This is a genomic window from Pseudomonas sp. SWRI18 (genome assembly GCF_014268345.1).
GTDB classification, from domain to species: Bacteria; Pseudomonadota; Gammaproteobacteria; order Pseudomonadales; family Pseudomonadaceae; genus Aquipseudomonas; species Aquipseudomonas cedrina.
In genome coordinates, this window is sequence record NZ_JACCQQ010000025.1 from 52,336 (window position 1) to 66,139 (window position 13,804).

The 13,804-nt window shown below is 61.2% G+C and carries 11 protein-coding genes and 1 tRNA gene; 11 read left to right on the plus strand and 1 reads right to left on the minus strand.

The features are described 5' to 3' along the window. The first annotated feature begins 70 nt into the window (after window positions 1-70). Both H0Z09_RS23265 and H0Z09_RS23270 read left to right on the plus strand, forming a co-directional pair. Window positions 71-3,814, plus strand: a complete 3,744-nt coding sequence (locus tag H0Z09_RS23265; RefSeq protein ID WP_186693805.1) for an EAL domain-containing protein — start codon at window positions 71-73, stop codon at window positions 3,812-3,814. Window positions 3,815-3,829: 15 nt separating this feature from the next. After that, window positions 3,830-3,906: transfer RNA gene (locus tag H0Z09_RS23270), tRNA-Ile, on the plus strand. A gap of 159 nt (window positions 3,907-4,065) precedes the next feature. On the opposite strand, the gene H0Z09_RS23275 is transcribed toward H0Z09_RS23270, so the two are convergent. Then, the gene (locus tag H0Z09_RS23275; protein ID WP_186693807.1) at window positions 4,066-4,644 is read right to left on the minus strand and encodes a hypothetical protein; all 579 of its coding nucleotides are present in this window, start codon (window positions 4,642-4,644) and stop codon (window positions 4,066-4,068) included. 270 nt (window positions 4,645-4,914) lie between these two features. On the opposite strand from H0Z09_RS23275, the gene H0Z09_RS23280 reads away from it, so the two are divergent. The 9 genes from H0Z09_RS23280 to pqqE all read left to right on the plus strand — a co-directional run bounded on the left by H0Z09_RS23280 (window position 4,915) and on the right by pqqE (window position 13,799). After that, window positions 4,915-5,361: an Lrp/AsnC family transcriptional regulator gene (locus H0Z09_RS23280; RefSeq protein ID WP_186693809.1), complete on the plus strand. Its 447-nt coding sequence runs from the start codon at window positions 4,915-4,917 to the stop codon at window positions 5,359-5,361. Between the two features lie 145 nt (window positions 5,362-5,506). Next, window positions 5,507-7,225 carry an NAD(P)/FAD-dependent oxidoreductase gene (locus tag H0Z09_RS23285; RefSeq protein ID WP_186693812.1) on the plus strand — a complete coding sequence of 573 codons (1,719 nt, stop codon included), beginning with the start codon at window positions 5,507-5,509 and terminating at the stop codon, window positions 7,223-7,225. 11 nt (window positions 7,226-7,236) lie between these two features. Then, on the plus strand, window positions 7,237-8,031 hold the full coding sequence (locus H0Z09_RS23290) for a carbon-nitrogen hydrolase family protein (protein WP_186693814.1): 795 nt from the start codon (window positions 7,237-7,239) through the stop codon (window positions 8,029-8,031). 48 nt (window positions 8,032-8,079) lie between these two features. Continuing rightward, window positions 8,080-10,428, plus strand: a complete 2,349-nt coding sequence (gene pqqF, locus H0Z09_RS23295; protein ID WP_186693817.1) for a pyrroloquinoline quinone biosynthesis protein PqqF — start codon at window positions 8,080-8,082, stop codon at window positions 10,426-10,428. A 159-nt stretch (window positions 10,429-10,587) separates the two neighbouring features. Next, window positions 10,588-10,662 (plus strand): pyrroloquinoline quinone precursor peptide PqqA, encoded by a 75-nt coding sequence (pqqA, locus tag H0Z09_RS23300; protein WP_003194766.1) that lies wholly within the window; start codon window positions 10,588-10,590, stop codon window positions 10,660-10,662. 66 nt (window positions 10,663-10,728) lie between these two features. Further along, window positions 10,729-11,640, plus strand: coding sequence for a pyrroloquinoline quinone biosynthesis protein PqqB (gene pqqB, locus H0Z09_RS23305; protein ID WP_186693819.1), 912 nt, complete (start codon window positions 10,729-10,731; stop codon window positions 11,638-11,640). A gap of 11 nt (window positions 11,641-11,651) precedes the next feature. Then, a complete protein-coding gene (gene pqqC, locus H0Z09_RS23310; RefSeq protein WP_186693821.1) occupies window positions 11,652-12,404 on the plus strand; it encodes a pyrroloquinoline-quinone synthase PqqC in 753 nt (250 codons plus the stop codon). Further along, a complete protein-coding gene (gene pqqD / locus H0Z09_RS23315) occupies window positions 12,401-12,676 on the plus strand; it encodes a pyrroloquinoline quinone biosynthesis peptide chaperone PqqD (RefSeq protein WP_003194772.1) in 276 nt (91 codons plus the stop codon). Before pqqC ends, pqqD begins: the two co-directional genes overlap by 4 nt. Then, window positions 12,648-13,799: a pyrroloquinoline quinone biosynthesis protein PqqE gene (pqqE, locus tag H0Z09_RS23320; RefSeq protein ID WP_186693823.1), complete on the plus strand. Its 1,152-nt coding sequence runs from the start codon at window positions 12,648-12,650 to the stop codon at window positions 13,797-13,799. The genes pqqD and pqqE overlap by 29 nt, the downstream gene beginning before the upstream one ends. Window positions 13,800-13,804: the final 5 nt, after the last annotated feature.

Here is a 13,804-nt window from a genome sequence, read left to right on the forward strand (position 1 = left end):
CTCGCGCCAGATCCCTCCCCCAAAAGCCCGTCTACACTCGAAACATTCCCCGTGCCATAACGAGACCGTTATGCCCAGACTGCCGGCTGTGTGTTTGCTGTGGCTGCTGACCTGGACCGCAACGGCTGGCGCGCTGACGCTCACTGATGATGAGCGTGCCTGGCTGGCGGACCACCAGGAACTGCGCCTGGGGGTGGACGCGTCATGGCCACCCTTTGAATACCGTGATGAAGTTGGCCGCTACCAAGGCTTGGCGGCGGATTACGTGCGCCTGATCCAAGACCGCCTCGGCGTGAGGATCAAGCTTATCGAACCGCCCACCTGGGGCGCCGTTCTGGAGATGGCGCGAGACAATCAGCTGGACCTCATACCCAGCGTCATGTCGACACCGGAGCGACAAAACTACCTGGCATTCACGCGACCCTACATTGACTTTCCGATGGTCATCCTTGCGCATGAAGGCGGTGCTCGTCCCCGCAACCTCAAGGACCTCTACGGGCTGAAGGTGGCGGTGGTCGAGAACTATTCCCCTCACGAACTGCTGCGAACCCACCACCCCGATCTCAACTTGATCGCATTGCCCAACGTCAGCTCGACCCTGCAGGCACTGGCCACCGGTGAAGTCGACGCCGTGGTCAGCGACTTGGCTTCGACGGTGTGGAACCTGCGCGAGCTCAAGCTTGACGGCTTGTACGTCAGTGGCGAAACGCCCTACCGCTATCAACTGGCGATGGGCGTACCCCGCGACGACCACATGCTGGTGGGCATTCTGGACAAGGTGCTCGCCGACCTGAGCCCGGAAGAAACCAACGCCATCCAGCAGCGTTGGGTGGGCAGCTTCACCGACCACCGCACCTTCTGGTCTGACTTGTTGCTGTACGGCCTACCGGCGGTTTTGCTGTTGAGCACCGTATTGGCCATCGTGATCCGGATCAATCGCCGGCTCAGTTCGGAAATTTCCCGCCGCGTCGCGCTCGAACAGGAACTGCGCAGCAGCGAATATCACTATCGCGGCCTGGTGGAGAGCCTGTCCGCCATCGCCTGGGAAGCCAGCATTGGCGATTTCACCTACAGCTACGTGTCACCCCACGCCGAAGACCTGCTGGGGTATCCCCGCGCCCACTGGCTGATTCCAGGCTTCTGGCGCAACATCATTCACCCCGCCGACCTGATCCGCACCGAAGCCTACTGCTACCGGGAAACCCGTGCCAACCGTGACCACAGCGTTGACTACCGGGTCATCACCGCCGACGGCCGCTGCTTATGGGTGCGGGACATCGTCAGCCTGATCGAGCACGGCCATGAGCCCGTACTGCGCGGCTTGATGATTGATATCAGCGAGGCCAAGCGCACCGAGGAAGCCCTGCAACTGTCCGAGCAAAAATTTGCCTCGGTGTTCCAGCAGTGCCCGGACATGCTGTTGATCGCACGGCTGTCCGATGGCTGCCTGCTGGAGGTGAACAAGGCATTCGAGGATCAGATTGGCCTGAGGGCCGAAGACGTGATTGGCAGAAGGGTGACGGAGTTGGATATCTGGGACATTCAAGGGATTGGCCCTGATTTGCTGCAACGGATGCAGACCACCAGCATCCGCAACCTGGAAATGCCCTTCCTGCGCAGTAACGGCCAAGCCTTCACGGGGCTGATTTCCGCCGAGCCGTTTCAACTTGATACCACGGAAGCCATCGTGGTGGTGGTGCGCGACATCACCCAACTCAAGGAAACCCAGCAGTTGCTGCAGACCTCCGAAGAGAAATTCGCCAAGGCCTTCCACGCCTCCCCCGATGGCCTGCTGCTGAGCCGTCAACGGGACGGCCTGTTGATTGAAGTGAACGACGGCTTCACTCGCATCACCGGGTTTTCCAGCGCGACATCACTCGCCCAATCGACGCTGGACCTGGGCATCTGGGTCGACCTCAACGAACGCAAACACCTGCTGGAAATGATACAGCGCGATGGCTTTGTGCGTGACTACGTCTGCCATATCCGTCGCAGCGATGGCCAGATTCGCCTGTGTGAAGTGTCCAGCCGCCCCATGAGCATTGGCAATGAGGACTGCATGCTCACCATCGCGCGGGACATTACCGAGCGCCAGTTGATGCAGGAAAAACTGCAACAGGCCGCCACGGTGTTCGAAAGCACGGCCGAAGGCGTGTTGATCACCGATATCCACCAGAACATCAGCGCAGTCAACCGCGCCTTCACCGAGATCACCGGCTACAGCGAGGCCGAAGCCCTCGGCCAGACCCCTCGTTTGCTTGCCTCCGGACTGCATGACAGCGCCTTCTATGCCGCCATGTGGCATCAACTGGCCGCCCACGGCCACTGGCAGGGCGAGATATCCAACCGGCGCAAGGACGGCGAGCTGTACCCCAGTTGGCTGACCATCAGCGCCGTGCGCAACCGCGACCAGGTGATCACCCACTTCGTCGCGGTGTTTGCCGACATCTCCAGCCTCAAGCTGGCCCAGGCCCGCCTCGACTACCAGGCACACCATGACCCGCTGACCGGCCTGCCCAACCGCACGCTGTTCGAAAGCCGGCTGCAGGCCGCCCTCAACGGGCATCAGGAAACCGGCAAGCAAGGCGCCGTGCTGTTTCTGGACCTGGATCGTTTCAAGCACATCAACGACAGCCTCGGCCATCCGATAGGCGACTTGCTGCTCAAGGGCATCGCCGTGCGCCTCAAGGAGCAACTGCGTGACATCGACACCGTCGCGCGCCTGGGCGGTGACGAATTCATCATCCTGCTCCCTGGCCTGCAGCACGCCAGCGACGCCGAGTACCTGGCCAATAAACTGCTGGCCTGCTTCGCCCCGCCCTTCCAGGCGGGTGAACACGAGTTCTTTATCAGTGCCAGCATCGGCACCAGCTTGTACCCCCAGGACGGCACGGATGTCGCCACGCTGGTCAAGAATGCCGATGCCGCGATGTATCGCTCCAAGGCCAAGGGGCGTAACCGGGTCGAAAGCTACACCAGCGATCTCACCGCGCAAGCCAACGAACGAGTGGCACTTGAACACGAATTGCGCCGCGCCATCGAGCGCAACGAACTGAGCTTGTGCTACCAGCCCAAACTGAGTCTGGCGACCCAGGAACTGATCGGTGCCGAAGCGCTGATCCGCTGGCGCCACCCCACCTTTGGCGACGTGCCGCCCGAACACTTCATTGCCCTTGCCGAAGAAAACGGCATGATCCTGCAGATCGGCGACTGGGTGCTCGAACAAGCCTGCCGACAACTGCATGCCTGGCAGGGCACCTTCGACAACTTCGGCCCGCTGTCGGTCAACCTGGCGGGCGCCCAACTGCGCCATCCCGGCTTGCTGAGCCGTATCGAACAACTGCTGCACGACTACCGGCTCGCCCCAGGCCGCCTGCAACTGGAGATCACCGAAAATTTCATCATGAGCCAGGCCGAAGAGGCGCTGGAGGTCCTGCACCAACTCAAGGACCTGGGCGTACAGCTTGCCATTGATGACTTTGGCACCGGTTATTCGTCCTTGAGCTACCTCAAGCGCCTGCCGCTGGACTTCCTGAAAATCGACCAATCCTTCGTCCGCGGCCTGCCCGACGACCCCCACGACGCCGCCATCGTGCGCGCCATCATCGCCCTGGGCCACAGCATGCAATTCACCATCATTGCCGAAGGCGTGGAGAACACGGCGCAACAGGCTTTCCTGGCGGCTGAAGGCTGCGAACAGATGCAGGGCTACATCGTCAGCCTGCCGCTACCACCCGAGCTTTTTGCCGCGACGTTTCTTCGTATGAGCGTTGAGGATTTTTCGGATGGCACAGTGGGGAAACCATCGTTATAATCCGCGACCTACTGAGGGCCTATAGCTCAGTTGGTTAGAGCAGGGGACTCATAATCCCTTGGTCGTAGGTTCGAGTCCTACTGGGCCCACCATACTCAAAGCCGCGCATTGCGCGGCTTTCGCGTTTCTGGCGGAACCATCGCGGATACCTTCGACGATTCCAGCTTAGAATCGGGATGAACAGTTGCTTACTGTAAGAGTTGCCAATATTGCGTCAAAAAACGGATTAAAAGCATGCGGTGCGCACGCGTTCAGGGATGGCTCGCTGCGGCCTCTTTGACTCGCCGGCAGAATTGCGGATAGAACGCCTGAGCATTCATGCCCCGGCAAGCGTCGTTGATCTGCGCCAGGGCGGCCGGACTGAATGACAGGCTGCGCGGCATGCTGGCGAAGTTGAAGTAACCATCCTGCTGGGTCTTGATGGCATCGAACCCCGGCATGTCGTACACCAATTCCACATCATCATCGGCGAGCATTCGCGCTCTGACGGTCACTTGTGTGTACGCCTTTCCTCCTGGCGCGCCGTTCAGCGCCGCCAGTGCGTGGCCGACGATGCGCAGCATGTCCGGGGCCCAATCGTCGGCCTCCTCCGCGGGCGTGGCTGGACGGTAGAAAACGGTCAGCGCCTGCTGGTCTCGCGTGACCTGCGTGAGGGCCGGATCATAACGCTTAATGCGGTGCTCGATGGTCAGCCAGGTCTTCTGCGCGTCGCTGACGTCGTCGGCAAGTTCCGGTTTCAACGGGCCACGCTGGCACTCGCTGACGCCGAAAACTATGAGCATGCCCGTCAGAATGACCGCGAGGGCGCCTCCACCGATTTGTACGTTCATGGCGTTACTCAGCTGAAAGGGGGCTGCACTGTATTCGATGGCAGGTATTGCTGCACGGGGGAGAAGCCAATTTCTCGCTCTGATACCCAGCTTCACGTAGGCTACGCCAAACGCCACTAGCCTTTTAGTATCATGCACAAACTCATAGCCTTTGGTCCACGGTTCAAGTCCGTGTGAGCCCACCAAACGAGAAAGCCGCGCATTGCGCGGCTTTTGTGTGTCTGGAAGTCTGTAACATGCTCCCTATCACCGCCAGCACCGGAGCCCGCCTTGCCCCCCCTAGACGAAATCGACCGCCAACTCATCGCCGCCCTGCAGCTCAACGCCCGCGAAAGCGTGGCCATGCTCGCTCGGCAGCTAGGCATCGCACGCACCACGGTGACCTCGCGCCTGGCTCGCCTTGAAAAAACCCAGGTCATTACTGGTTATGGCGTGCGCCTCGGCAAGCGTGTGGTAGATGGCGGTTTGCAGGCGTATGTCGGCATCACTGTGCAGGCGCGCTCGGGCAAGGAAGTGCTGCGCCGGCTCAGCGCCATGGCGCAAGTGCAGCAGTTGTGCGCGGTCAGTGGCGAGTTCGATTACGTCGCCTGGCTACGCACGGATTCGCCGGAACAGCTCGATCAATTGCTCGACCAGATCGGCAGCGTGGACGGTGTGGAAAAAACCACCACTTCGATCATCCTTAGCAACAAACTGGATCGCGGGCAGCCAATCTGACCGCCGCCTTCGCCGTTATGGCTGAAATTAGCTCAATTCGACGACACATTGCGTCTTAATAACGAACGCTACGCTCCCTAAACTGGCTGCCATCTTTTCCTATACTCAGCGGGTCACGTCCGCCCAGTCGCCAGTAAGGTCAGCCATGAGCATTCCGTCCAGCACCCTCGCCAAGCCCCATCGCCACCCGGTCGACGGTAAGAAGCCCATCACCATCTTCGGCCCGGATTTCCCGTTCGCCTTTGATGACTGGATCGAGCACCCGGCCGGCCTGGGCAGTATCCCCGCCGCCAACCATGGCGCGGAAGTGGCGATAGTCGGTGCGGGGATCGCGGGCCTGGTGGCCGCTTACGAGCTGATGAAGCTGGGCCTCAAGCCGGTGGTGTATGAAGCCTCGAAAATGGGCGGCCGCCTGCGCTCCCAGGCGTTTGAAGGCGCCGAAGGCATCATCGCCGAACTGGGCGGCATGCGCTTCCCGGTGTCGTCCACCGCGTTCTATCACTACGTGGACAAGCTGGGCCTGGAAACCAAACCCTTTCCCAACCCGCTGACCCCGGCGTCGGGCAGCACTGTGATCGACCTCGAAGGCCAGACCCACTACGCGCAGAAACTCTCCGACTTGCCCGCGCTGTTCCAGGAAGTGGCTGACGCCTGGGCCGATGCGCTGGAAGCCGGCTCGCAGTTCGCCGATATCCAGCAAGCCATCCGCGACCGTGACGTGCCGCGCCTCAAGGCGCTGTGGAACACGCTGGTGCCATTGTGGGACGACCGCACCTTCTATGACTTCGTCGCCACCTCCAAGGCGTTTGCGAAGCTGTCGTTTCACCACCGCGAAGTGTTCGGCCAGGTCGGTTTCGGTACCGGCGGCTGGGATTCGGACTTTCCCAACTCGATGCTGGAAATCTTTCGCGTAGTGATGACCAACTGCGACGACCACCAGCACCTGATCGTCGGCGGCGTCGCCCAGGTACCGATGGGCATCTGGCGTCATGTACCGGAGCGTTGCGCCCACTGGCCGGCCGGCACCAGCCTCAGTTCGCTGCACTGCGGTGCGCCACGGGCCGGGGTGAAACGCATCGCCCACGCCGCCGATGGCCGCTTCGCCGTCACCGATAACTACGGTGACACCCGCGAATACGCCGCCGTGCTGACCACCTGCCAGAGCTGGCTGCTGACCACCCAGATCGAATGCGACGAAACTCTGTTCTCGCAAAAGATGTGGATGGCCCTGGACCGCACCCGCTACATGCAATCGTCAAAAACCTTTGTGATGGTCGACCGCCCGTTCTGGAAAGACAAAGACCCGGAAACCGGGCGCGACCTGATGAGCATGACGCTCACCGATCGCCTCACCCGTGGCACCTACCTGTTTGAAAACGGCAAGTTCGACAACGGTGACGACAAGCCAGGCGTGATCTGCCTGTCGTACTCCTGGATGAGCGACGCGCTGAAAATGCTGCCTCAGCCCATCGATAAACGCGTGAAGCTGGCCCTCGATGCACTGAACAAGATCTACCCGAAAGTCGATATCAAGGCGCGCATTATCGGCGACCCGATCACGGTGTCGTGGGAAGCCGACCCGCATTTCCTCGGTGCCTTCAAGGGCGCCCTGCCCGGTCACTATCGCTACAACCAGCGTATGTATGCGCACTTCATGCAGAAGGACATGCCCGCCGAACAGCGTGGGATTTTTATCGCCGGTGACGACGTCTCCTGGACGCCTGCATGGGTCGAAGGCGCGGTGCAAACCTCGCTGAATGCGGTGTGGGGGATCATGAATCACTTCGGCGGCAGCACTCACCCCGAGAACCCGGGGCCGGGCGATGTATTCGATGAAATCGGGCCGATTGCCCTGCCTGAGTAAGGAGCCAAGCCATGCGTGTCGCCCTCTACCAATGCCCGCCCCTGCCGCTGGATGTGGCCGCCAACCTCAAGCGCCTGCATCAGCTGGCGCATGAGGCGTCCGGCGCCGATGTGCTGGTGCTGCCGGAGATGTTTCTCAGCGGCTATAACATCGGCGCCGAGGCCGTGGGTGCCCTGGCCGAAGCGCAGGACGGGCCGTCGGCACAGGCGATCGCCGAACTGGCCAAAAGCGCCGGGCTGGCGATCCTGTACGGTTACCCGGAACGGGCCGAAGACGGCCAGATCTACAACGCCGTGCAGTTGATCGACGCCCACGGCCAACGCCTGCGCAACTACCGCAAGACGCACCTGTTCGGGGATTTGGACCGCTCGATGTTCAGTGCCGGCGAAGATGATTTCGCGCTGGTGCAACTCAACGGTTGGACGCTCGGTTTGCTGATCTGCTACGACTTGGAGTTTCCGGAAAACACTCGGCGCCTGGCCCTGGCCGGCGCTGAACTGATCCTGGTGCCCACCGCCAATATGGTGCCGTTCGACTTTGTCGCCGATGTCACCGTGCGTGCGCGGGCCTTTGAAAACCAGTGCTATGTGGCCTATGCCAATTACTGCGGGCACGAAGGCGAGATCCAGTATTGCGGGCAAAGCAGCATCGCCGCACCCAATGGCCAGCGCATCGCTCAGGCCGGCCTGGATGAAGCGCTGATCGTCGGCACGCTGGAGCGACAATCGATCCTCGATGCGCGCGCCGCCAACCACTACCTGCAAGACCGGCGCCCCGAGCTGTATGGCGCGCTGTTCAAACCCTGACTCGAAGGGTTTGTTAGCATAGGCATTTCATACGCTTCGGAAGTGCCCATGCCTGCACCGGCCCACCTTCATCCTCTCCATCTGACCCTGGCCAATGGCTTGCGGGTTTCCTTGCGTCATGCACCGCGCTTGAAGCGTTGCGCCGCCGTTCTGCGGGTGGATGCCGGCAGCCATGACGTGCCATTGGCATGGCCGGGACTGGCGCATTTCCTGGAACACTTGTTGTTTCTCGGTACCGAGCGTTTTCCCGCTAATGAAGGGTTGATGACCTACGTGCAACGTCATGGAGGCCAGGTCAATGCAAGCACCCGTGAGCGCACCACGGAGTTCTTCTTCGAGCTGCCGGCTGCAACGTTTACCGGTGGGCTGGAGCGTCTGGCGGATATGCTGACCCTTCCGCGGCTGGCGCTGGAAGACCAACTGCGCGAGCGCGAAGTGTTGCACGCGGAATTTGTCGCCTGGTCCCAGGATGCCAAGGCGCAGCAGCAGGTCGCGTTGCTGCAGGGCCTGGCGGCGGACCATCCGCTGCGAGGCTTTCATGCCGGCAACCGTGACAGCCTGCCGGTGGAGCGTGAGGCATTTCAGCAAGCATTGCGCGACTTCCACGCGCATTTCTACCAGAGCGGGCAGATGACGTTGAGCCTGGCCGGTCCGCAGTCGCTGCAAGCACTGCAAAGCCTGGCGCAGCAGTTCAGCGAACAGTTGACCTCGGGGCCTCTACGCCCACAATCCGCGCCTGCGGCATTGATGCAGGGGCACGCGCGCAGCTATCAGCACATCGAGCACAACCACCTGCACTACGTCATCACATGCGATGTGCCGCGTGAAGCGCTGGATTTCCTCTGCATCTGGCTCAACGCCTCGGCACCCGGCGGATTGTTGGCTGAATTGAAAGCGCGACAGCTGGCGAATGCCTTGCAGGCGTCAGTGCTTTACCACTTCGCCGGGCAAGCGGTGATCGATATCGACGTTACGCTCAGTGCTCAAGATGAAACGGCCACACAGATCGAGGCGTTGCTGCACGATTGGCTGAGCTTTTTCGCGCACAGCGATTGGACGTCACTGCGTGAAGAGTTCGCGCTGCTGGCCGCTCGCCAACAACAGATCCAGGGCGCGCTGGCGTTGGCCAGAAACGACAGCCAAGACCTTTCGGAACAGGGTGTCGTCTCCCTCAAGGCTCTGCTGGTTTCGCTGCACCTGCCGCCCTCCGAGCACCGCTGGCAACTGCCGCCGAACAACCCGTTCCTGCGCCCACCCGCCAGGGAAGAACGCGCCGGCCTGATCCGTGGCCAGACCAGCGCCCATCGAGGCTTGCGCACGTTTGCCCAGGATCGCTCCCGTGGGCGCAGGGAGGTATCAGCGCTGACTTTCAGCCAGGCAACGGCCCACGACAGTGATGAAGCCGCGCTGTACCTGCAATGGCATTCGGCGCCTTCCGGCCTGGAAACCACAGTGCAGTCGCTGCGCGAAAATGCCCGCCAGGCGGGCGTCGAATTGTCGTTCGAAAGCCTGGGTAACGACTCGCTGGTGAAGATGATCGGGCTGCAGGAACCCATGCCCGCCGTGCTGGACGCGCTGGCGCAACGCCTGAACCAACCACAAGAGGCTCAATCCGCCGAGCCCACCACGATCGCCATCCGAGCATTGCTCAAGGCACTGCCCACTTGCTGCAGCGCCATCGACCCTCAACCTGCTTCGTGGGCCACCGCCCACTGGCAAGGTTTGGGGGTGGGTTTTTCGCCCGCCTATGAAGCAGCGATCAAAATAGCCGCGACCCGTTTGCCTGGACAGCCCGCGAAGCTGGATCACACATTGCCCCCCCTCAGCGGCCAACGCGTATGGCATGAGGTGAAAACCGACTCTGACGAAGCCGCATTGCTGCTGTTTTGCCCAACGCCAAGCCCGTCCCTGGCGGATGAAGCGGCATGGCGATTGCTCGGCCATCTGCTTCAGGCACCGTTCTACCAGCGCCTGCGGGTAGAACTGCAAATCGGCTACGCAGTATTCAGCGGCATCCGACAGATAAACGGCCAGACCGGCCTGCTCTTCGGCGTGCAATCCCCGAGCGTGCCCCTGGAAGGAATTGCTGATCACCTGCAAAATTTCCTGAGACAACTGCCGACGCTGATCGAGGACAGCGACGACCTGGGCAACCTGGCCCTGGCGCAGCAGTTTTCAGCACAGACCCTGCCCAACGCCCAAGCCGCTGAATTGCTGTGGCACGCCCATCTGGCAGGCCATCCGTCGGGTTATCTGGCTGATCTTCACTTCCTGATCCAGACCTGTTCACGGGCAGCGCTGCAGGCTGCCGCCGGGCAATTGAACGACGCCGCAGGCGGCTGGCGCTGCGTGGCCAACGGCCCACGCGTCTCGGTTGCCTGGCAGGCGGCTGATTGATCATTGCCGCTCCTGCAATAGGCTTTTTCCACCGAGACAGCGCTAACTTGAAAAGAATTGCGTAACATTCCCACGCACACATCTGAACATCTCCGATTGGAGGTGGACTATATGTATTACTTGGTAGTAAACGTCCCATCCCTTCGTAGGAGTAAGAATATGACCTGGTCCAAACCTGCTTACACTGATCTGCGCATCGGTTTCGAAGTCACCATGTACTTCGCCAGCCGTTAATCCGCTGGGTAATACAACGCCTCGGTTCGCCCGGGGCGTTTTTGTTTTGAGCTTGATGGAGCGACCATGTTTGTCCAGATTCTAGGTTCCGCCGCCGGCGGTGGTTTCCCGCAGTGGAACTGCAACTGCGTGAACTGCGCGGGTTTCCGAGATGGCAGCCTGCGGGCCCAGGCGCGTACCCAATCGTCCATCGCGATCTCCGACGATGGCGTGAACTGGGTGCTGTGCAATGCCTCGCCGGATATCCGCGCGCAGCTTCAGGGTTTCGCCCCGATGCAACCTGGCCGTGCTCTGCGTGACACCGGCATCAGCGCGATCATTCTGATGGACAGCCAGATCGACCACACCACCGGCCTGTTGAGCCTGCGCGAAGGTTGCCCGCACCAAGTGTGGTGCACCGACATGGTCCATGAAGACCTGAGCACCGGCTTCCCGTTGTTCAGCATGCTTACCCACTGGAATGGCGGCCTGACGTGGAACCGTATCGAGTTGGACGCCAGCTTCACCATTCCGGCGTGCCCCAACCTGCGTTTTACCCCACTGCCATTGCGCAGCGCTGCGCCCCCCTACTCGCCGCATCGCTTCGACCCGCACCCGGGCGATAACATCGGCCTGATCGTCGAAGACCTGCGCACCGGCGGCAAATTGTTCTATGCCCCAGGCCTGGGCAAGGTCGACGCGCCGTTGCTGGACATCATGGCCGGCAGCGACTGCCTGCTGGTGGACGGCACGATGTGGGATGACGATGAAATGCAACGCCGCGGCGTCGGCACCCGTACCGGCCGCGAAATGGGGCACCTGGCACAGAACGGCCCCGGCGGCATGCTCGAAGTGCTTGAGCAATTGCCCCGCCAGCGCAAGGTACTTATCCACATCAACAACACCAACCCGATCCTCGATGAAGATTCCCCCGAGCGAGCGGAGCTGGCGCGGCGCAATGTCGAAGTGGCTTACGACGGCATGAGCATTGAATTGTAGGAGCGACCGAAATGACTGACACGCCGTTGACCACCGCTGAATTCGAAGCCGCCCTGCGGGCCAAGGGCGCCTTCTACCATATTCGTCACCCGTACCATGTGGCGATGTATGAAGGCCGTGCGACCCGCGAGCAGATCCAGGGCTGGGTCGCCAACCGCTTTTACTATCAGGTGAATATTCCCCTGAAAGACGCCGCGATCCTGGCCAACTGCCCGGACCGTGAGATCCGTCGCGAGTGGATCCAGCGCCTGCTCGACCACGACGGTGCTCCCGGTGAAGACGGCGGCATTGAAGCCTGGCTGCGCCTGGGCCAGGCTGTCGGCCTCGACCCGGACCAACTGCGCTCCCAGGAACTGGTGTTGCCCGGTGTGCGATTTGCGGTGGATGCCTACGTCAACTTTGCCCGTCGCGCCAGTTGGCAGGAAGCGGCCAGCAGTTCGCTGACCGAACTGTTCGCGCCGCAGATCCACCAGTCGCGCCTCGACAGCTGGCCGCAGCATTACCCTTGGATCGACCCGGCCGGTTATGAATACTTCCGCACCCGCCTGGGCCAGGCCCGTCGCGACGTGGAGCATGGTTTGGCAATCACTCTGCAGCACTACACCACTCGCGAAGGCCAGGAACGCATGCTGGAGATTCTCCAGTTCAAACTGGACATCCTGTGGAGCATGCTCGATGCCATGAGCATGGCCTACGAACTCAAACGCCCGCCGTATCACAGCGTGACCGAGCAGCGGGTATGGCACAAAGGGATCACCCTATGAGCTTTGATCGCAGCAAAAAACCAACCTGGCGCCAGGGCTATCGCTACCAGTACGAGCCCGCGCAAAAGGGCCATGTGTTGCTCTATCCCGAAGGCATGATCAAGCTCAACGACAGCGCCGCGCTGATCGGTGGCTTGATCGATGGCGAGCGCGACGTGGCGGCGATCATCGCCGAGCTGGATAAACAATTCCCCGGCGTGCCTGAGCTTGGTGATGACATCGAGCAATTCATGGAGGTCGCCCGTGCTGAGCACTGGATCACCCTTGCCTGACAAACCAGCGATTGGCCTGCCGTTGTGGCTGCTGGCCGAGCTGACTTATCGCTGCCCGTTGCAGTGCCCGTATTGCTCCAACCCGCTGGATTTTGCCGAGCAGGGCAAGGAGTTGAGTACCGAGCAATGGATCAAGGTATTTCGTGAAGCGCGGGAAATGGGTGCGGCGCAATTGGGTTTTTCCGGCGGTGAACCGTTGGTGCGCCAGGACCTTGCCGAGCTGATCGCGCAAGCGCGCAAGCTGGGCTTCTACACCAACCTGATCACCTCCGGCATCGGCCTGACCGAGCAGAAGATCAGCGACTTCAAGAAGGCCGGCCTGGACCATATCCAGATCAGCTTCCAGGCCAGCGACGAACAGGTGAACAACCTGCTGGCCGGCTCGAAAAAAGCCTTCGCTCAAAAGCTCGAAATGGCCCGCGCGGTGAAGGCGCACGGCTACCCGATGGTGCTTAACTTCGTCACCCATCGGCACAACATCGACAAGATCGACCGCATCATCGAGCTGTGTATCGCGCTTGAGGCGGACTTTGTCGAACTCGCCACCTGCCAGTTTTACGGCTGGGCGCAGCTCAATCGCGTAGGTCTGTTGCCGACCCGGGAGCAGCTGGTGCGCGCAGAACGCATCACCAATGAATACCGCGCCAAGCTGGAAGCCGAAGGCCACCCGTGCAAGCTGATCTTTGTCACGCCAGATTACTACGAAGAGCGCCCGAAAGCCTGCATGAACGGCTGGGGCAGCATTTTCCTGACCGTGACGCCCGATGGCACCGCCCTACCCTGCCACGGCGCTCGACAAATGCCAGTGCAATTTCCCAACGTGCGCGACCACAGCATGCAGCACATCTGGTATGACTCGTTCGGCTTCAACCGCTTTCGCGGCTACGACTGGATGCCCGAGCCGTGCCGGTCATGTGACGAAAAGGAAAAGGACTTCGGCGGCTGCCGGTGCCAGGCCTTCATGCTCACGGGCGATGCGAGCAATGCCGACCCGGTGTGCAGCAAGTCCGAGCAGCACGGCATCATCCTGCAAGCGCGCGAAGAGGCCGAACACGCCACCCAGACCATCGAGCAGTTGGCCTTTCGCAACGAGCGCAACTCACGACTCATCGCAAAAGGCTGACGGCC